The 18,758-nt window shown below is 70.5% G+C and carries 21 protein-coding genes and 1 tRNA gene; 9 read left to right on the forward strand and 13 right to left on the reverse strand.

What is annotated here, in order from left to right; all coding sequences use genetic code 11:
- Nucleotides 1-32: 32 nt before the first annotated feature.
- Nucleotides 33-1,079, reverse strand: a complete 1,047-nt coding sequence (locus tag AC1DDU_RS03065) for a substrate-binding domain-containing protein (RefSeq protein WP_477431156.1) — start codon at nt 1,077-1,079, stop codon at nt 33-35.
- A gap of 315 nt (nt 1,080-1,394) precedes the next feature.
- Here AC1DDU_RS03065 and AC1DDU_RS03070 point away from each other — a divergent pair, with 315 nt between their 5' ends.
- The 4 genes from AC1DDU_RS03070 to AC1DDU_RS03085 all read left to right on the forward strand — a co-directional run bounded on the left by AC1DDU_RS03070 (nt 1,395) and on the right by AC1DDU_RS03085 (nt 6,384).
- Nucleotides 1,395-2,870, forward strand: coding sequence for a sugar ABC transporter ATP-binding protein (locus AC1DDU_RS03070; RefSeq protein WP_477431157.1), 1,476 nt, complete (start codon nt 1,395-1,397; stop codon nt 2,868-2,870).
- Nucleotides 2,867-3,928 carry an ABC transporter permease gene (locus AC1DDU_RS03075; protein ID WP_477431158.1) on the forward strand — a complete coding sequence of 354 codons (1,062 nt, stop codon included), beginning with the start codon at nt 2,867-2,869 and terminating at the stop codon, nt 3,926-3,928. The genes AC1DDU_RS03070 and AC1DDU_RS03075 overlap by 4 nt, the downstream gene beginning before the upstream one ends.
- 118 nt (nt 3,929-4,046) lie before the next feature.
- On the forward strand, nt 4,047-5,219 hold the full coding sequence (locus AC1DDU_RS03080; protein ID WP_477431159.1) for an ROK family transcriptional regulator: 1,173 nt from the start codon (nt 4,047-4,049) through the stop codon (nt 5,217-5,219).
- Nucleotides 5,220-5,358: 139 nt separating this feature from the next.
- Nucleotides 5,359-6,384 carry an NADP-dependent oxidoreductase gene (locus AC1DDU_RS03085; protein WP_477431160.1) on the forward strand — a complete coding sequence of 342 codons (1,026 nt, stop codon included), beginning with the start codon at nt 5,359-5,361 and terminating at the stop codon, nt 6,382-6,384.
- 13 nt (nt 6,385-6,397) lie between these two features.
- On the opposite strand, the gene AC1DDU_RS03090 is transcribed toward AC1DDU_RS03085, so the two are convergent.
- Nucleotides 6,398-7,297 carry a LysR family transcriptional regulator ArgP gene (locus tag AC1DDU_RS03090; RefSeq protein WP_477433406.1) on the reverse strand — a complete coding sequence of 300 codons (900 nt, stop codon included), beginning with the start codon at nt 7,295-7,297 and terminating at the stop codon, nt 6,398-6,400.
- Between the two features lie 71 nt (nt 7,298-7,368).
- On the opposite strand from AC1DDU_RS03090, the gene lysE reads away from it, so the two are divergent.
- Nucleotides 7,369-8,067, forward strand: a complete 699-nt coding sequence (gene lysE / locus AC1DDU_RS03095) for an L-lysine exporter (RefSeq protein ID WP_477431161.1) — start codon at nt 7,369-7,371, stop codon at nt 8,065-8,067.
- Between the two features lie 51 nt (nt 8,068-8,118).
- Here the strand turns inward: lysE and AC1DDU_RS03100 are convergent, their stop codons facing one another.
- Nucleotides 8,119-8,979, reverse strand: a complete 861-nt coding sequence (locus tag AC1DDU_RS03100) for an NAD-dependent epimerase/dehydratase family protein (RefSeq protein WP_477431162.1) — start codon at nt 8,977-8,979, stop codon at nt 8,119-8,121.
- Nucleotides 8,980-9,069: 90 nt separating this feature from the next.
- On the opposite strand from AC1DDU_RS03100, the gene AC1DDU_RS03105 reads away from it, so the two are divergent.
- A complete protein-coding gene (locus tag AC1DDU_RS03105; protein ID WP_477431163.1) occupies nt 9,070-9,459 on the forward strand; it encodes a winged helix-turn-helix transcriptional regulator in 390 nt (129 codons plus the stop codon).
- Nucleotides 9,460-9,472: 13 nt separating this feature from the next.
- Here the strand turns inward: AC1DDU_RS03105 and AC1DDU_RS03110 are convergent, their stop codons facing one another.
- Nucleotides 9,473-9,850 (reverse strand): iron chaperone, encoded by a 378-nt coding sequence (locus AC1DDU_RS03110; protein ID WP_477431164.1) that lies wholly within the window; start codon nt 9,848-9,850, stop codon nt 9,473-9,475.
- A 45-nt stretch (nt 9,851-9,895) separates the two neighbouring features.
- Between AC1DDU_RS03110 and AC1DDU_RS03115 the strand changes: the two genes are divergently transcribed.
- On the forward strand, nt 9,896-10,171 hold the full coding sequence (locus tag AC1DDU_RS03115; RefSeq protein ID WP_477431165.1) for an acylphosphatase: 276 nt from the start codon (nt 9,896-9,898) through the stop codon (nt 10,169-10,171).
- Nucleotides 10,172-10,178: 7 nt separating this feature from the next.
- Here the strand turns inward: AC1DDU_RS03115 and AC1DDU_RS03120 are convergent, their stop codons facing one another.
- From AC1DDU_RS03120 to AC1DDU_RS03150, 7 genes are all read right to left on the reverse strand, one after another.
- On the reverse strand, nt 10,179-11,225 hold the full coding sequence (locus AC1DDU_RS03120) for an NAD(P)H-dependent flavin oxidoreductase (RefSeq protein WP_477431166.1): 1,047 nt from the start codon (nt 11,223-11,225) through the stop codon (nt 10,179-10,181).
- Nucleotides 11,226-11,338: 113 nt separating this feature from the next.
- Entirely contained in the window at nt 11,339-12,031 is a 693-nt protein-coding gene (rplA, locus tag AC1DDU_RS03125; RefSeq protein ID WP_477431167.1) for a 50S ribosomal protein L1, read from the reverse strand.
- Nucleotides 12,032-12,045: 14 nt separating this feature from the next.
- Complete coding sequence (gene rplK / locus AC1DDU_RS03130; protein WP_045247325.1) at nt 12,046-12,477, reverse strand: 50S ribosomal protein L11; 432 nt, start codon at nt 12,475-12,477, stop codon at nt 12,046-12,048.
- A gap of 104 nt (nt 12,478-12,581) precedes the next feature.
- Nucleotides 12,582-13,697 (reverse strand): transcription termination/antitermination protein NusG, encoded by a 1,116-nt coding sequence (gene nusG, locus AC1DDU_RS03135; RefSeq protein ID WP_477431168.1) that lies wholly within the window; start codon nt 13,695-13,697, stop codon nt 12,582-12,584.
- Nucleotides 13,698-13,780: 83 nt separating this feature from the next.
- On the reverse strand, nt 13,781-14,053 hold the full coding sequence (gene secE / locus AC1DDU_RS03140; protein ID WP_477431169.1) for a preprotein translocase subunit SecE: 273 nt from the start codon (nt 14,051-14,053) through the stop codon (nt 13,781-13,783).
- A 93-nt stretch (nt 14,054-14,146) separates the two neighbouring features.
- Nucleotides 14,147-14,219 (reverse strand) — tRNA-Trp (locus AC1DDU_RS03145).
- A 168-nt stretch (nt 14,220-14,387) separates the two neighbouring features.
- Nucleotides 14,388-15,476, reverse strand: a complete 1,089-nt coding sequence (locus AC1DDU_RS03150; RefSeq protein WP_477431170.1) for an FAD-dependent oxidoreductase — start codon at nt 15,474-15,476, stop codon at nt 14,388-14,390.
- 62 nt (nt 15,477-15,538) lie between these two features.
- Here AC1DDU_RS03150 and AC1DDU_RS03155 point away from each other — a divergent pair, with 62 nt between their 5' ends.
- Nucleotides 15,539-16,141 carry a TetR/AcrR family transcriptional regulator gene (locus tag AC1DDU_RS03155; protein ID WP_477431171.1) on the forward strand — a complete coding sequence of 201 codons (603 nt, stop codon included), beginning with the start codon at nt 15,539-15,541 and terminating at the stop codon, nt 16,139-16,141.
- 1 nt (nt 16,142) lies between these two features.
- Here the strand turns inward: AC1DDU_RS03155 and AC1DDU_RS03160 are convergent, their stop codons facing one another.
- A complete protein-coding gene (locus AC1DDU_RS03160; protein WP_477431172.1) occupies nt 16,143-16,580 on the reverse strand; it encodes a pyridoxamine 5'-phosphate oxidase family protein in 438 nt (145 codons plus the stop codon).
- Between the two features lie 64 nt (nt 16,581-16,644).
- Here AC1DDU_RS03160 and AC1DDU_RS03165 point away from each other — a divergent pair, with 64 nt between their 5' ends.
- On the forward strand, nt 16,645-17,265 hold the full coding sequence (locus tag AC1DDU_RS03165; RefSeq protein WP_477431173.1) for a hypothetical protein: 621 nt from the start codon (nt 16,645-16,647) through the stop codon (nt 17,263-17,265).
- Between the two features lie 129 nt (nt 17,266-17,394).
- Here AC1DDU_RS03165 and AC1DDU_RS03170 read toward each other — a convergent pair whose 3' ends face one another.
- Complete coding sequence (locus AC1DDU_RS03170) at nt 17,395-18,756, reverse strand: NAD-dependent succinate-semialdehyde dehydrogenase (protein WP_477431174.1); 1,362 nt, start codon at nt 18,754-18,756, stop codon at nt 17,395-17,397.
- Nucleotides 18,757-18,758 lie beyond the last annotated feature (2 nt).

The following is an 18,758-nucleotide window of genomic DNA, read 5'->3' on the forward strand; positions in this document are numbered from 1 at the left end:
CACGCAGCGGACGCCCCCATCCATCGGGCGGGTCACTCGAACGCGAGGTCGATGTACTGGTCGACGTTCTCCTTGGTCACGACCGGGGCGTCCAGAACGATCCGATTCGGGATGCCGGGTGTGATGATGTCGCCGAGCGTCTTGCCCTGAGCGATCAGCCGGGCCAGCGCGACGCCGTCGGCGGCCTGCGTGGAGGGATAGATGACGGTCGCCTTCAGCACGGAGTCGTCGGCCTCGATCGCCTCCATGGCGCTGCGGCTTCCCGCCCCGCCCATCATGAAGAACTCGTCCCGACCGGCCGATTCGATCGCCGCGAGGACGCCGATCCCCTGGTCATCGTCATGGTTCCAGATCGCGTCGATGTGCGGGTTGGCGGAGAGCAGCTGGGATGCCGCCGCCTCGCCGCCCGCGACCGTGAAGTCCGCCGCCACGCGTGCGGAGACTTCCAGTCCGCAGTCCTCGAGCGCGTCGGCGAAGCCCTGCGAGCGATCCTGCGTGAGCGGCAGGGAGTCGATGCCGGCGATCTCGGCCACGACCGCGTCGGACTTGCCGTCGAGCTGCTCGCAGATGTACGTGCCGGCGCTGACCCCCATGCCGTAGTTGTCACCGAGCACGGTGGCGCGCGCAGCGAACGGGCTCGAGAACTCGCGGTCGACGTTGATGACGGGGATGCCCGCCTCCATCGCGGCGATGGCCGCTTCGGTGAGGGCTGCTCCGTCCGTCGGGAGAAGGACGATCGCGTCCACGCCATCGGTGACGAAGGTCTCGACCGCTGCGATCTGCGCGATCGGGTCGTTCGTCCCTTCGGCTACGCGCAGGTCCACGTCGGGGAAGCTGTCCGCAGCTGCCTGCGCCCCGGAGTTGATCGCACCCAGCCAGCCGTGGTCGGCCGCGGGTCCGGAGAATCCGATCACGACGGTGTCGCCCTCCGCCGCGTTCTCCTCGGTCGTGGTGCCTTGGTCTACGACGTCGCCTTCGTCGGCCCCGGAGCCCGTGCATCCGACCAGAAGCCCTGCGGCCGCGACGACGGCGGCACCGGTGAGAACCAGCCTCGTGCGCGCTTTCAGGTATGAGCGCATGTTTCCTCCTTGAATGTGATGCAGCTCTGACAGCGCCCGCCTTCGAGAAGGAATAGTCGAGCCCCACACCCGAGGAGTCCACGCTGACGGCATCACCGTAGCAGAACGGGACACCAGACCGACATCTTTTGTTTTTGTTGCGGCAAAAGCTGAATACGGGATCATGATCGTTCTGGCCGCTGATTGATTGACTTCAGAGGCGAGAACCCGGACGGCAGACCGGAACAAACTCCGGCTGACGGGAGATCGCCGACATGTTATGTTCGTCGCGTGATCAAAGATGACCATGATTCGGCATTACTCGACGTTCGAGGAGTGACGAAGACGTTCGCGGGTGTCCAGGCACTGCGAGGCGTCGACCTGCGAGTCCTGCCCGGTGAGGTGCATTGCATCCTCGGTCAGAACGGCGCCGGGAAGTCGACGCTGATCAAGACGCTCGCCGGAGTGCACCGACCGGACGAGGGCGAGATCGCGTGGCTCGGCGAGCCGGTCGACATCTCCACGCCCGAGGCTGCCATCTCGCTCGGCATCGCGACCATGTACCAGGAACTGGACGTGGTCGACGGCTTGACGATCGCCGAGAACATCTTCCTGGGGCACGAACTCGCCCGCGGCGGATTCACCAAGCGCGGCGAAGCGGCGCGGCAGACACGAGACCTGTTGCGACGACTGGGGCACGGCGGCCTGTCCCCTCACGCGGAGGTCGGCCGGCTCAGCGCGGCGAACAAGCAGATCGTGAGCATGGCGAGGGCGCTCTCCCACGACATCAAGCTGATCATCATGGACGAGCCGTCCGCGGTGCTCGACGGCGAAGAGGTGAAGAACCTCTTCCATGTCGTCCGCGAACTCACTTCCTCGGGCATCGCCGTGATCTACATCACCCACCGCCTGGAAGAGATCCGGCAGATCGGCGACAGGATCACCGTCCTGAAGGACGGGCGATCCATGGCGAACGGCCTGCCGGTGGCCGACACCCCGACACCGGAGCTGATCCGGCTCATGACCGGCCGAACGGTCGAGAACGTCTTCCCGCCCGCGACGCCGGTCCCCGAAGACGCTCCGACGGTGCTGGAGGTCTCGGATCTGTCGGTGGACGGCGTCTTCGAGGAGGTGTCGTTCTCCGTCCGCGCCGGAGAGGTCGTGGGCCTCGCGGGACTGGTCGGGTCGGGTCGGTCAGAGATCCTCGAAACGGTGTACGGCGCACGACGCGCCACGTCGGGGACGGTGCGCGTGGGCGGCGAGAAACTGCGTCGCGGATCAGTGGTCGCTGCGGTCCGCGCCGGCATCGGCCTGTCACCGGAGGAGCGCAAGAGCCAGGGACTCGTGCTCGACGAGCCGATCTTCGTCAACGTGACGCTGTCGTCCATGTCGAGGTTCGCGCGAGCAGGGTTCCTGGACGAGCGCGCGGAGCGCGAGGGCGCGCGTGAGCAGATCGAAGCCCTCGAGCTGCGTCCGGCGGACCCGGACCGGGAGGCGATCACCCTCTCGGGCGGAAACCAGCAGAAGATCCTGCTCGCACGGTGGCTCGTGCACGGGACGAGGGTGCTGCTGCTGGACGAGCCGACACGGGGCGTCGACGTCGGAGCCCGTGCCGAGATCTATGCCCTGATCAGACGACTGGCCGCGGCAGGGAACGCCCTGGTCATCGTCTCGAGCGAGATCGAGGAGGTGCTCGGCCTGGCCGACACCGTCCTGGTCATCGCCGACGGCCGCGTGCTCGAGACGCGTCCGGCATCCCAGATCGATGAGCACGGCGTGCTCGACCTCGTCATGAAAGGAACCGCCGCGTGAGCGAGCAGACCACCCGGACCGCAGGGGTCCCCACCGCAGGCGAGGTACCACCACCCGCAGGCGCGCCGCGCGGATCCGACAGGACTCGTTTCCAGCGCTTCATGTCGGGATCCGTCGGCCGCAACCTCGGCCTCGTCGTGGCGCTGCTGCTGCTCGTCATCGTCGGCGCGGTCACGGCACCCGACACGTTCACGAGCGTCAGCAACATCCTCACGATCCTCCGCCAGGCCTCGATCATCGGCGTGGTCAGCATCGGCATGACGCTGGTGATCATCGCGGGCGGCATCGACCTCTCGGTGGGATCGGTGCTCGGTCTTGCGTCCGTCGTCGCCACGATCGCCGCGGTGCAGGACCTCGCCGACCAGGTCCACTGGGTCGTCATGATCGTGATCGCGCTCCTCGTCGGTCTGGCCGCCGGCCTCATCAACGGGGTCATCATCGCGTACGGCAAGGTCGTGGCGTTCATGGCGACACTCGCGATGCTCGTCGCCGCGCGCGGGCTCGCCGAGATCCTCGCCGAGAGGCGCACGCTCCAGGTCAAGGATCGTGGGTTCATCCAGGCGATGAACGCCGACTTCATCGGAGTGGACGTGCTGATCTGGATCTTCGCGATCGTCGCCGTCCTCGGCTGGGTCGTGCTCAACCGCACGACCTTCGGACGCCGCACCGTCGCCATCGGCGGCAACCGCGAGGCGGCGCGCCTGGCCGGCATCAACGTCAGAAGGCACATCATGTGGCTCTATGCGATCTCCGGCCTGACGGCCGGCATCGCGGCGGTCATGTTCCTCGGGCGCACCACCGCGGGCACCTCGACCCACGGTCAGCTCCTCGAACTCGATGCGATCGCCGCCGTCGTGGTGGGCGGCACGCTCCTCGCGGGCGGTCGCGGCACGATCACGGGCACGGTGTTCGGCGTGCTGATCTTCGCCACGCTCACCAACGTCTTCGTCCAGAACAATCTCACCTCCTCGGTGCAGGCCGTTGCCAAGGGCGTCATCATCGTCGTCGCGGTGCTGCTCCAGCAGCGCTTCGCCAAGCCCACCGGTCGCGCGACATGAGCATCGACCGCGCCCCGGCGTCGGCGGCCCGTGCGGTCCCGTCGGCGCAGCGCGGCCTTGGCTTCGACTGTCATGCGGCGCGCGTCCACCTCGCGCGGCGATAATGTGAGTGAACGACATGAGCACCGATACGACCGCCGGAACGGGCGTGACGCAGCTGTTCCAGCTCCTGCGGGACGGCGTCCCTCGCACACGTGCGGAGCTGGCGAAGTCGACCGGGCTCGCGAGATCCACGGTCGCAGCCCGGGTCGATCAGCTGATGAGGATGGGACTGATCACCTCGGTGGCGGACGGCGTGTCGACCGGGGGCAGGCCACCGTCTCAGTTCGCACTCAATCCTGGCGCGAGGGTCGTGATCGCGGCCGACGTGGGAGCGTCGCACGCGACAGTGGCGATCACCGACCTCACCGGAAGCGTGCTCGCCGAGCATTCCGAGCCGCTGGACATCGCCCTCGGACCGGTTCCCGTGCTCACGTGGCTCGTCGAGAGCTCCACCCGACTGCTGGAGCACGTGGGCCGCGACCCCGCACAGGTCGCCGCCGTGGGCATCGGAGTCCCCGGTCCGGTCGAGCACTCCACCGGACAGCCCGTGAATCCTCCGATCATGCCCGGCTGGGACCGCTTCGACATCCCCGGCTGGCTCGATCAGCACCTCAATGCCCCCGTGCTCGTCGACAACGACGTGAACATCATGGCGCTGGGCGAGCGCGCGGTCGCCTGGCCCAGCACCGACCACCTCCTCTTCGTGAAGGTCGCGACAGGGATCGGCGCCGGACTGATCTCGGGCGGCACGCTGCAGCGCGGAGCGCAGGGCGTCGCGGGCGACATCGGGCATGTGCACGTCACGCGCGCGGAGAACGTGGCCTGCCGCTGCGGCAACCGGGGATGCCTCGAAGCCGTCGCCTCCGGGCCGGCGATCGCGCGGACGCTGCGCGATCAGGGCATCGCCGCGAGGAGCAGCTCCGACGTGGTCGACCTCGTCAAGCGCGGGAGCGTCGAGGCCGTGCAGGCGGTGCGCCAGGCCGGCAGGGACATCGGCGAGGTGCTCACCGCGTGCGTCAGCCTGGTCAATCCGTCGGTCATCACCATCGGCGGATCGATGGCGCGGGTCGGCGAGCACCTGATCGCCGGCGTCAGGGAGATCGTGTACACCCGCTCGACGCCGCTTGCGACCGAGCACCTCTCCATCGTCCAGTCCGTGACCGCGGAACGCGCCGCTGTGCTGGGCGCGAGCATGCTTGCCGTCGAGCACGCGCTGTCTCCCGAGGCGCTGGCCGCCGGATTCCGTTGAGACGGACCGAGAACCCGCCGCCATACCGCGTGCGAGCCTTAGCACCCGCGTAACACCAGCGAGACATTGGCGCGCTTGACTGGAGCCACCGGGATTCAGATCGGTGCCGACGGCGGCACCCCCGCGGAGGGAGTGCGCGATGAGGTTCCGACCGCTGCGATCGACGCCGGTGTCCACGCTCGCCTCGGTGGATGACCCGCCCACGCAGATGCGCGCCATGGTCGTTCACGCCACCGGTGAGGACGAGGCGCTGCGTGCGGCATCCGTGCCCGTCCCCTCCCCCGTGCTGAGCGAGGTTCTGGTGAGGGTCGTCGCGGCGGGTGTGAACCCGATCGACGCCAAGACGCGCGCGGGCAAGGGGGTATCGGGGGCCATCGCCGACTACCCCGCCACCCTGGGCTACGACTTCAGCGGGATCGTCGTGAAGAGCCCGTACGAGGCGCACCCGTTCCCGCCAGGCACCGAGGTGTTCGGCATGGCGTCCTTCCCCCGCACCGGCGGATCGTACGGCGAGTACGTCGTCGCTCCCACGCTCTCGGTCGCACGCAAGCCCACGACCCTCTCGCACGTCGAGGCTGCGGGGGTGCCCCTCGCCGCCCTCACCGCGTGGGGGCTCGTGGTCGAGACGGCGCACGCGCACGAGGGGCAGCGCGTGCTCATCCACGCCGGCAGCGGCGGGGTCGGTCATTTCGCGGTGCAGTTCGCCGCGTACTTCGGGGCCCACGTGACGGTCACCGCGTCGGCGAGGAACACGTCCTGGCTGCGCGAGCTGGGAGCGGCGGTGGTGATCGACTACGCCACGACGCGATTCGAGGAAGTCGTGGCGGACGTCGACGTCGTGATCGACCTCGTCGGCAACGTGGGAGGCGACACCGGCACCCGTTCGCTGACCGTGCTGCGCCCGGGAGGGCTCTACGTGCTGGTGCCCACCGGCTCGTGGCCCGGCTACGCCGAGGCGGCGGCGGAGGCCGGCGTGCGGACGACGTCGTACAAGGTGATCCCCGACGGCGGTGCGCTGGCGACGGTCGCCCGCCTCCTCGACGCCGGATCGGTGCAGGTCTACATCGAGCAGGTGTTCGACCTCGCCGACGCGGCCGACGCTCTTCGCGCGATCGAGACCGGCCACACCCGCGGCAAGGTCGTGCTCCGCGTCAGCGACGGCTGACGCGGAGGCGGCCTCACGCCGCGGGAGCGGGGGCGAGCACCCTGCGCCCCTCGGCGATGACCTCCTCGGCGATGGCGTCCAGCAGCGGCGAGCGCAGGTTCCACTGCTGCCAGTGCAGCGCGACGTCCACCGGCGGCCCGCCGAGCAGCACGAGCTCCCCGCGTTCCAGCGCCTCGTGCGACTGGAACCTCGGCAGCATCGCCCACCCGAGCCCGAGCCGCACCGCCGCCGCGAAGTCGCTGGAGGCCGGCACGTAGTGCCGCGGCGGCGTCGCGGGATCCACGCCCTGCCGCGCGAGCCACTCGTTCTGCAGATCGTCGCGGCGGTCGAAGTCGACCAGCGGGGCGGCCGCGAGCGCCGTGACGCGGTCGCCGCCGAGCCACTGCGTCGCGTAGGCGGGGGTCGCCACGGCCTCGTAGCGCATCGCGCCCAGCGCCGCGCTGCGGCATCCCGGCACCGGCGCCGCCCGCGAGGTCACGGCCCCCATCACCGTTCCCGACTCGAGCAGCCCCGCAGTGAACTCCTGGTCGTCGCGGTGCAGATCGAAGACGACCGGATGCCGCAGCGACAGCTGCGCGAGCGGCTCCAAGAACCACGTGGCCAGCGAGTCCGCGTTGACGGCCAGGGCCACGCTGGTGAGCGCGGTCTCGCCGGGATCGGCGCCCAGCTCGGCGAGGGCGTCGTGCTCGAGCAGCGCCGTCTGCCGGGCCAGGCGGATCACCGCGACCCCGGCCTCGGTGGGACGCACCGGCTTCGACCGCACGAGCACGAGGCGCCCGAGCTGCTCCTCCAGCGCCTTGATCCGCTGGCTGACCGCCGACGGGGTGACGTGCAGACGCCGCGCGGCGGCATCCAGCGTGCCCTCGTCGACGACGACGGCGAGGGTCTCTGCCAGGTCGAACGGAATCCGCATCATGAGTTCGGCTAATGGTACTGAAGATCCATGAGCTGTACTACGGATGCCGTCGGCCGTAGCGTCGAGGAGTGCTCGCTCCCCTGCTCGCCGGTCTCGGACTCGGCTTCTCGCTCATCGTCGCCATAGGTGCGCAGAACCTTTTCGTGCTGAGGCAAGGGCTGCGCCGCGAGCACGTGCTCGCCGTCGCGGCGATCTGCGCGGCATCCGATGCCGTCCTGATCGCGCTGGGCGTGTCGGGCATCGGCCTCGTGCTGCAGGCGGCGCCCTGGCTGATCGACGTGGTGCGGTGGGCGGGCGCCCTGTTCCTCGTGGGCTACGGCCTGCTCGCCGCCCGGCGCGCGTGGCGGCCGTCGGGCCGGACACTCGGGGACGACGCGCCTGCCGGCGATCGCCTGGCGGACATCGTGCCCGAACCCGGCGCGTCGTCCTCGCAGGTGCGCGGCGACATCCGCACGGCCCCGGCCCCGGCCACGCGCACGCGCCTGGTGACCGTGGTGCTCACGTGTCTCGCGCTCACGTGGCTGAACCCCCACGTCTACCTCGACACGGTGTTCCTCCTCGGGACCGTGGCGAACACGCACGGCGACGACCGCTGGCTCTTCGCCGCCGGCGCCATGGTCGCCAGCGTCGTCTGGTTCTTCGGACTCGCGTTCGGCGCGCGGCTGCTGGGTCGCTGGCTGTCGACGCCGCGCGCCTGGCGCATCCTCGACGCGGTGATCGCCGTCGTCATGATCGCCCTCGGCATTTCGCTCGTGCTGCCGCACTGAGCGGTCCCGGCGGCATCCGGGCGCCCTTCCGGCGCGCCCGGATGCACGCGTTCACGAGACGGATGCCGGCTGCCCCACCTCGTCGAGCACGCTCTCGTGCTCCGGGATCCAGCCGAGCGCGCGGGCACGGGCACCGGAGGCCGCCTGGTCGAGCAGGATCGCATCGGCGAACACCGCGCCGAGCCGCGCGCGGGTTGCCTCGGGCGTCTCGGCGCTCACGCCGGCGGCTCCGGCGGCGCGTTCGGCGATCGCGCGCACGGTCGTGGGCGAGCCGTCCGAGGCGATGAGGCGACCGCGGGCCTCGGGTCGGGTCAGCGCGATCTCGTAGAGCCGGGCGAGGTCGTCGACGTGCACCCAGGTCCACCGCTGCGCGCCGTCGCCGATGAGACCGATCGCGCCGTCGGCGGTGCGCGGGCCGTCGACGATCATGCCGATCATTCCTCCGCCGCGGCCGTAGACCACCCCCGGGGCGAGGACCGTGGCATCGACGTCCGCGGCGAGCAGCCGCTCCTCGATCGGCGCACGCCAGGCGACGAGCTCGGGCGCGTCCAGCGCCGTCGTCTCGACGATGTCGGCTCCCGCACCCCACAGCCAGATGCCGCTGGTGAGGACGAAGCGCCTGCCTGTGCCGGAGAACGCGGCGATCGCGGCATCCACCACCGCGGTGTTGAACGCCGCCGCGCCGTCCGCGGGTGCCGCGGTGTGCGCCGCCGCATCGACGTCGGCGAGCAGGCCGGCGAGCCAGACGGCGTCAGCGGCATCGCCCTGCGCGGGCTCCGCTCCGAGAGCGGCGACCCGCGCGGCCGCCTCGGGCGAGCGCACCACCGCGAGGACCTCGTGGCCGGAGGCGACGAGCCGCTCGAGCAGGGCTGAACCGATGTAGCCGGTGGAACCGGTCAGTAGAATCCTCATGCCCGCAACAGTATGGATTCGAAACCGGTTACTTCAACGGAACTTCCCCGGAGGTAACCGAGCAGCCGCCGAGCCGAGAACGAGGATGCGATGACCGACGATCCGACGCCCCGCGACGTCACCGTCATGGACGTGCTCTCGCCGGACTGCCCCAGCCGGATCGTGTTCGGCCGCATCGGCGAACGGTGGACGATGTTCGTCATCCTCGCCCTCGCCGACGGCCGCCCGAAGCGGTTCACCGAGGTCAAGGCGCGAGTGGGTGTGGTCACCGCGAAGGTGCTCACCGAGACCCTGCGCGCCCTCGAGGCCGACGGGCTCGTCTCTCGCGCGGCCTACCGCGAGTCTCCGCCGCGCGTCGAGTACGCGCTGACCCCGCTGGGGCTGTCGCTGCTGGAGCCGATCCAGGCGATGCGCGACTGGGCCGAGCGGCACGTGCCCGAACTGCTGGCCTCCCGCGAGCGGGCGGCGCTCGCGGGCTGACCCTGCGCCGGCGTCAGCGCTTGCGCAGCGCCGGGTCCTCGATCTCGGCCACGCGAGCTGTCACGATGGCGCGGATCGTGTCGTCGGACAGCGGCCGCTCGGGCTGGAACCGGATCGTGCCCTTGTCGAAATCGAGTACGTCGTGATCGGCCCCGGTCAGCGAGCCCGCCACCACCTCGGGCACGCGGCCGCTGAACGGATACACGCCGATGTGCTTCCTGGTGCGCATCACCGCGATGAGCGCCTTGCCGCGGTACAGCAGCGCGGGCATGCCGTAGCTCTTGCCCTGCTCGACGTCGGGGAGCAGTTCGCGCACCACATCGAACACGTGCGCGACCACGGCGCGGTCGTCGGGGTCCAGGGTCTCGAGGTACTCGTCGACGGTTCCCATGGCGGCATCCTCGCCCACGCCGGCGGCGCACGGCAAGATGGCGGCATGAGACGGGTGCGCGTGACGGTCCGCGGTGGCGTCCAGGGCGTCGGCTACCGCTACACGATGCTCATGGTCGCCCGCGACACCGGCGTCTCGGGCTGGGTCCGCAATCGCCGCGACGGTTCGGTCGAGGCCGAGGTCGAGGGCACCGACGGTCAGGTCGACGAGGTGCTGGCGTGGATGGCGCAGGGACCGCCGGGGGCACGCGTCGAGAGCGCGACGGTGACGGATGCCGAGACCACCGGTGCGCGGGGCTTCGAGGTGCTGCCCACGGCGTGAGGCGCCGTCAGTCTGGGAGGCCCGCCGCGAGCTCGGCGAACACCTCGGCCGCGTCGTCGCTGGGCGCAAGCCCCGCGGACTGCCCCGCCCACAGCGACACCAGTTCGCCGTCGCCGCGCCGCCCGGCCTCGGCACGGAACTGGCCCGTGAGCCAGTTCTGCGCGGGGAACGGCGCGATGATCCCCGTGGTCTCGATCTCGCGCATGGCGCGGTTCGGGATGCCGCGGGCCAGCCGGCCGCTCATGGCCCGGGTGAGCACGGTCGCGGTGTCGGCGGCGTCCGCGAGGGCCTGACGGTGCGCCTGCGTCGCGGCCGACTGACGGGTGCGCAGGAACGCCGACCCCACTTGCACGCCCGACGCGCCGAGCGCGAACGCCGCGGCCACGCCGCGCCGATCGGCGATACCGCCGGCCGCGATCACCGGCACGTCCACCGCGTCGACCACCTGCGGCACGAGCGCGAACGTGCCGACGAGCGACTGCTCCGCCGGGCGCAGGAACGACACCCGGTGCCCGCCGGCCTCCGCCCCGGTCGCGACGATCGCGTCGATTCCGGCCTCGGCGAGGGCGACCGCTTCAGCGACGGTCGTGGCCGTCCCGATGATCCGGATGCCGCGACTGCGCGCCGCCGCCACGAGCCGCGGCGAGGGCACCCCGAAGACCAGGCTCAGCGCCGCCGGCGCGGCATCCAGCACTGCCGTCACCTGCGCGTCGAGATCGGGCAGGAACTCGATCGGAGGCGTGGGATGAGCGAGGCCGAGCTCGTCGTACAGCGGCGCGACCGCAGCGATCGCCGGCGCCAGGTCGACCTCGCCCGGCGTGACCTCGTCGCCCGTGGGGAGCCACAGGTTCACCGCGAACGGACGCGAGGTCGCCGAGCGCAGTGCCGCGACGGTGTCGCTGATGCGATCGGCGGTGTACCCGTACAGCCCATACGAGCCCAGTCCGCCGGCCTCGCTCACCGCCGCGGTCAGCTCGACCGACGACAGCCCGCCGAACGGCCCCAGCACGATCGGGGCGTCGATTCCGAACAGGTCCTGGAGCGTATCGGCCATGCCCCGACGCTACTCCCCGTCCGACCGGACCCCTCGTGTGTGACGGCGTGCGCAGACGACGAAGGGGCCCCACCCGAAGGTGGAGCCCCTTGCGTTCAGCGTGTGCCGAAAGCTCAGACGAGAGCGTTGACGTCCAGCGGGATGCCGGGGCCGAACGTGGTCGACACGGCGCCCTTCTGGATGTAGCGGCCCTTCGAGCTCGACGGCTTGAGGCGGATGATCTCCTCGAGCGCGGCCTTCAGGTTCTCGTCGAGCTGGTCGGCCGAGAACGACGCCTTGCCGACGACGAAGTGCACGTTGGCGTGCTTGTCGACGCGGAACTCGATCTTGCCGCCCTTGATCTCCTCCACGGCCTTGGCCGGGTTGGGGGTCACGGTGCCGGTCTTCGGGTTGGGCATGAGGCCACGGGGGCCGAGCACCTTGCCGAGACGACCGACCTGGCCCATGAGCTCGGGCGTCGAGACGGCCGCGTCGAACGCGGTCCAGCCTGCGGCGACCTTCTCGATGAGCTCGGCGCCGCCGACCTCGTCCGCACCCGCGGCGATCGCGGCCTCAGCGGCCGGACCCGTCGCGAACACGATGACGCGGGCGGTCTTGCCGGTGCCGTGCGGGAGGATGACGGTGCCGCGCACCATCTGGTCGGCCTTGCGGGGGTCGACCGAGAGCTTCAGCGCGACCTCGACGGTCGAGTCGAACTTCGCCGAACCGGTCTCCTTCGCGAGGGCGACGGCCTCGGTCGGGGTGTAGAACTTGTCCGCCTCGATCTTGGCGGCAGCGGCCTGGAAGGCCTTGGACTTGGTAGCCATGTTTCCTATCCCCCTCAGTCCTCGACCGTGATGCCCATGGAACGGGCGGTGCCGGCGATGATCTTCGAGGCGGCCTCGATGTCGTTCGCGTTCAGGTCAGGCTGCTTCGTCTCGGCGATCTGGCGCACCTGCTCCTTGGTGAGCTTGGCGACCTTGACCGTGTGAGGGGTCTTGGAGCCCTTCTGGACGCCCGCAGCCTTCTTGATGAGCTCAGCGGCCGGCGGGGTCTTCAGGATGAACGTGAAGCTGCGGTCCTCGTAGACGGTGATCTCCACGGGGATGACGTTGCCGCGCTGCGACTCGGTCGCGGCGTTGTACGCCTTGCAGAACTCCATGATGTTGACGCCATGCTGACCGAGCGCGGGGCCGATCGGCGGCGCCGGGTTGGCTGCACCGGCGTTGATCTGAAGCTTGATCAGGCCGGTCACCTTCTTCTTCGGTGCCATTCTTGTTTCCTTTCAACGAACGGATGCCGCGAGGCATCCCTTCTCCCGCACGTCCGGCATCTCCGGACAGCGGTTCCCCCGGGACGATACCCGGGAAGTCTGTGTCAGAGCTTGGTGACCTGGTCGAACGACAGCTCGACCGGGGTCTCGCGCTCGAAGAGCGAGACGAGGACCGTGAGCTTGCCGCTCTCGGGCTTGATCTCGCTGATCGTGCCGGGCAGACCCGCGAACGAGCCTTCCTTGATCGTGATGGTCTCGCCCACCTCGAAGTCGACCTCGGCGGGGATGACGCGGGCCGCGGCGGCGGCACCCTTCTTGGCCGCACCGCCCTTGGCGCCGGCGACCTCCTTGACCTCGACGAGGCTCTTCAGCATGTTGAAGGCCTCTTCGAAGCGCAGCGGCGTCGGGTTGTGGGCGTTGCCGACGAAGCCGGTCACACCGGGCGTGTGGCGCACGACCGACCAGGTGTCCTCGTTGAGCTCCATGCGCACGAGCACGTAGCCGGGGATCCGGACGCGCGTGACCATCTTGCGCTGGCCGTTCTTGATCTCGACGACGTCCTCCATCGGGACCTCGATCTGGTAGATCTCCTCCTCGACCTCGAGCGTCGACTTGCGCTGCTCGATGTTGGCCTTCACCTTGCGCTCGAAGCCGGCGTAGGAGTGGATGACGTACCACTTGCCCGGGAGGGTGCGCAGCTCGGCGCGGTACGCCTCGTACGGGTCCTCGTCCTCGTCGGCCTCTTCGTCGGCCTCGACCTCGTCGACCTCTTCGTCGGCCTCGACCTCGTCGACCACGGCGGCGGCATCATCCACCTCGGCGACGAAGTCCTCGTCGAGGACGGGCTCGTCCTCGTCGCCGTTCACGTCGGGACCGTCGTAGGGGGTCACCTCGGAGGCTTCCTCCGCCTCGCGGTCGGCGACCTCTTCTGCGATGGAGTCGTTGAGCACCTCGGCGGCGGCCTCGGTCTCGGCTGCTTCGTCCAGGTTCAGTGCGTCGTTCACGATCGCGTCGGCCTCCGGGTCGTCGATGTCGATGTCGTCCAGATCGGCGTCGTCTTCGTCGTCGATGTCGTCGACCACGTGGATCGCGACGTGCTCGGCGGCCTCGACGGACCGCTCCTCGGCGGCCAGGACGTTGCCCTCCTGGGCCTCGTCGTCCTCCGAGGACTGCTCGGCGGCCGTCGCCCAATCGGCGTCGTCGGCATATCTTTCAGTCACGTGGGTTCACTTCCGTTTCGTCCGCTGCCGGACCTGCGGGTCCGCCCGTGTCACGCTCCCGGCGCGAGCCGGGGCATCCGGGATCAGGCGCCGGGCACTCCGAACACGGCCGTCGTGATCCACACGAACAGCACGTCGAGGCCGTAGACGACGAGCATCATCACGACGACGAACCCGAGCACCACCAGCGTGTACTTCAGCAGCTCCTGGCGCGTCGGCGTGACGACCTTGCGGAGCTCGGCGAAGACCTGGCGGATGAACAGGGCGATACGAGCGAAGACGTTGGGCTTCTTCTCGCGAGGCGCGGCCGTTCCCTCAGCGGGGACGACCTCGCCCTTCGGCTCGTCCTGAACCATCGATGCCACCTGATTACCTTCCGTGGGCCGACACGGGTCGGCACACTGTGTTGTCAACCACCGATGTCTGCCATCGGTGTTTGCGCTGACGCGCAGGGCGGACAGGAATCGAACCTGCAACCTGCGGTTTTGGAGACCGCTGCTCTGCCAATTGAGCTACCGCCCTAGAGACCCGGAAGTCTCTGAAGCCCGCACTCCTCCCCCGCCATGAGACCGGGAGCCGCACCCGATCGACCCCATGGGACCGGCAGGCACAGCGAAAGAATGCAGACTTCAACTGCACGATCCAGTGTACGGCATGCCCGCGGGCCCCGCGAACCGCGGCGGTCCCGCCTCAGAAGCCGCGCATCATCCGAGCCACGAGATTGCGGATGCCGAGCGCTGCCGCGCCGGCCGGGACGAGGAAGGCCGCGCCCATCCGTGCGCCGCGCTGCGCGCGCTCGACGACGGGCCGGTGCCGGGCCTCGAGCGCGGCGAAGGCGGTCGCCGGGTCGCGCTCGGAGCGAAGGGCGCGATCGAGCTCGCGCGCGCCGACGAGCGCCATGCTCGACCCGTCGCCCAGGATCGTGAGGCTCGACGCGGCGTCGCCCAGCAGCACGACACGCCCGTGCGACCACGAGTCCGCGGCCACGCGGCTCACCCGGTCGAAGTAGAGGTCTTCGACATCGTCGAGCGCGGCCAGGAACTCCCCCGCCCGCCAGCCCATCGACGCATAGCGCGTCCGCAGCAGCGCGACCTGCTCCGCACGCCCCGACGGCTCGGCCCCGGTGCGGAAGATGAACGCCGCCCCGGGCCGGCCGCCGGCGGGATGCACGGTCAGCGAGACCCCCGGCTCGTTGTGCATGCGGATGATCCGCGGGTCGTCGATCTCGAGCGGGAGCCGGGCGGTGGCGATCGCCAGGGGCAGCGGCGCGCGGGCGACGGCATCCTCTCCCCACGCCGCACGGCGGGTGGCGGAGTGCTGGCCGTCGGCGCCCACGACGATGTCGAACCGCCCGTGGCCCCCCGCCGCGAACCCGACGTCGACACCGCCGGCATCGGCGGCCAGGGTGGAGAAGGTGTCGCCGTAGCGGACGTCGGCGACGTCGCGGGCCGCCTCCACCAGCACCGCGGCGAGATCGACGCGTGCGATCTCGATGTCGTCCGCGTCGCTGCGGAGGGCGAGGGTCGTGAACGCACGCCCGTCGCGGTCGACGAGAGCCAGCGTGCGCGCGCCGGTGTCGCGCTCCCGCGCCTGCGCCTCGACGTCGAGAGCCCGCATGACATCGAGCGCCGCACCGCGGATGTCGACGGGACTCCCGCTGGATCTGGCGCCCGCTCCGCGTTCGACGACGGTCACGTCGTGCCCGCTGCGCCCGAGGAACGCCGCCGCGGCGGCACCGGCGATGCCCGCCCCGACGATCAGCACACGATATTTCTGCATGCACTGCATATTAGCATTGACTGCACTTCTGCAGTCGATGCAGATCCGTTAGACTGCCGGGCATGGCAGGACTGCGGGAACAGAAGCGCGAGCAGACGCGCCGGCTGCTCGTCGAATCGGCCGACCGGCTGTTCCGCGAGCGCGGGTACGGCGAGACGACCGTCGCCGACATCGCCGCCGCGGCAGGCGTGTCCACGCGGACCGCTTTCGCCTACTTCCCCACCAAGGACGATCTGCTCTTCCCCGACGCCGACGCACGGATCCGCGCCGCCGTCGACGCCCTCGAGCCCCGCGCCGACGGCGACGAACCGGTGATGGCGCTGTTGCGCGCCCTGGAGCGCGCCGACGTCGCGGCCACCGACCTGGTGAGCGAGCGCGCCGTCCTGCGGACTGCGCTCATCCAGAGCGAGGCGTCGGTGCGCGGACACGCCCTGCGCCGGCTCGCCGACGCGCAGGCGGCCATCGGCGAGGCACTGCACCGCGCCTACCCCGACCGGTACACCGCCGTCCAGGCGGCAGCCCTGGTCGGGGCGTTCATGGGTGCGACCTCCGGCGCCGTGGCCGTGGTCATGCGCGACCTTCCGGCGGCGTCGGAGGACGAGCGCCGCGCCGCACTGTCGGCGGCGGTGCGCGACGCGCTCGCACCCTGGCTGGCGCGGGTCTGACTCAGTACTGCTGCACGCCGTAGCGATCCGGCTCCGGGCCGCGGGCGAACGCCCGGCCCGACAGCGACGCCGGCTCCACCCGCACGTAGGTGTACTTCAGCGTAGGGATCCAGGGCCGCAGGCCCAGCCCGTCGGCGCGCTCGACATCGGCCGCCCGGTCCAGCGGGTACGCGTGACCGCGCAGGATCACGCTCCACGCGTCGGTGTCGGTGTGATCGTCGACCTCGAAGAGGACTTCGTCGTTGACGGTGAGCTCGAACAGCTTGCTCCCCTGCGCGGTGCGGAACAGGACGCTGTCGCCGTCGACCACGTAGTTCACCGGGAAGATGTCGAGCACATTCCCCACCCGCGTGACGAGGCGGCCGAGCTCCTGGCCGCGCAGATGCTCCCAGCACTGCTCATCGGTGAGGGCGATGACGGGGTCCGATGTCTCTGCCATGACCCCATCCTCGCGCGGACCGGTGCTCCGGCGACACCCCCGGAAGTCGGAATACCATGCCGCCATGACCCTCGCGCAGACCCGGCTCGACGAGCTGTGGGACTTCTCCGACCCGGCGGCCTCCGAGACGAGGCTGCGCGCCGCTGCCGCGCAGGAGCCGGATGCCGCCTCCCGTGCCGAGCTCGAGACCCAGATCGCCCGGGCGCTGGGCCTCCAGGAGCGCTACGACGAGGCCGACGCCGTGCTGGACGCGGTGTCGATCGAGGATGCCGCCGTCGCGGCACGTGCGGCCCTCGAACGCGGCAGGGTCCGCAACTCCTCCGGGAACCCCGACGCGGCGGTGCCGTACTTCCTGGCGGCCGCGAACGCGGCATCCGCTTCCGCGCTCACCTTCCTGCAGGTGGACGCGCTCCACATGCTCGCGATCGCCGACGCCGATCAGGCCGAGGCGTGGACGGATGCGGCGCTGGCGGCCCTCGACGGCGTGGCGGATGCTCGGACGCTGCGCTGGCGCGTCGCGCTGCACAACAACGCCGGCTGGCGGCTGTTCGACGCCGGCCGGCTCGACGACGCGGTCACGGCGTTCGAGGCGGCACGGGACGCGGCTGCCCGCTGGGGCACCCCGCAGCAGGTGCAGTGGGCAGACGAGGCGCTCGCGGAGGTGCGGGCCGCCGCAGACGCGTGAGCGCGTTCCGTCTCGCTTCGCCCGCTCAACGACCGGGATGGCCGGTCGTTGAGCGAGCGAGGAACGAGCGACACGCTCGGTCGTTGAGCGAGCGAGGAACGAGCGAGACGAAACGCGCTGAGAGCAGCGTCAGGCGCCGACGCGGATGAGCTTCTTGTTGACGAACTCGTCCGCGGCCAGCAGGCCCATCTCGCGCGAGGTGCCGGAGCGCTTCACGCCGCCGAAGGGCAGTCCCGGCTCGTCGGCGAGCACGACGTTGACGTACACCATGCCGGCGTCGATCTTGTCGGCGATGCGGGCCGCCTGCTCGGGGTCGGTCGTGTAGACGTACGACCCGAGGCCGAAGCTGGTGTCGTTGGCGACCTTCACCGCTTCGTCCTCGTCGGCGACCTTGTAGACGACACCGGCGGGCCCGAAGAGCTCCTCGCGGTAGACGTCCATCTCGGGCGTGACGTCCGTCAGGACGGTCGGCTCGTAGAACGCGCCGTCGCGCTTGCCACCGGCCACGAGGGTCGCGCCCTGCGCCACCGCGCGATCGACCTGCGCCTCGAGGCCCTTCGCGGCCGTCAGCGACGACAGCGGCCCGAGGGTCGTGTCCTCGGCGAACGGGTCGCCCATCTTGGCCGCGGTCATCGCCGCCGTGAACTTCTCGAGGAAGGCGTCGTACAGCCCCTCCTGCACGATGAAGCGCTTGGGCGCGTTGCACGACTGGCCGTTGTTGTCCATGCGGGCGGCGACCGCGGCACCCACGGTGGCGTCGAGGTCGTCCGTCGACAGCACGATGAACGGGTCGGATCCGCCGAGCTCGAGGGCGACCTTCTTGAGGTGCTGGCCGGCCTGCGACGCGACGGCGGCACCGGCGCGCTCGGAGCCCGTGACCGAGACGCCGTGCACGCGCGGGTCGGCGATGACGTCGGCGGCCTGCTCGTTGCTCGCGTAGATGTTGACGTACACGCCCTCGAGTCCGGCGTCGATGTACATCTGCTCCATGGCGGCGGCCGACTCGGGGCACTGGCTGGCGTGCTTGAGCAGGATGGTGTTGCCCACCACGATGTTCGGCGCGGCGAAACGGGCGACCTGGTAGTACGGGAAGTTCCACGGCATGATGCCCAGGAGCACGCCCAGCGGCGAGCGGCGGATCACCGCAGTGCCCTCGCCGAGGATGTCGATCGGCTGGTCGCCGGTGATCTTCTCGGCCTGGTCGGCGTAGTACTCGGTGATGTCGGCCGCGAAGTCGACCTCGCCGAGCGCGGCGTCGAGCGGCTTGCCCATCTCGCGCACGATGATCGCGGCGAGCTCGTCGCGGCGCTCGCGGTGGAGCTCCGCGACCTTGCGGATGCGGGCCGCACGCTCGGCGACGGGCACGTCGCGCCACGTGCGGTAGGCGGCATCCGCCTGCGCGATGGCGGCCTCGAGGGCCTCGTCGGTGATGGTCGGATACGTGGCCAGGGTCTCTCCCGTGGCCGGGTTGACGACGGCGTAGTCGGTCATGC

It is taken from the genome of Microbacterium sp. 05T445, assembly GCF_056395865.1.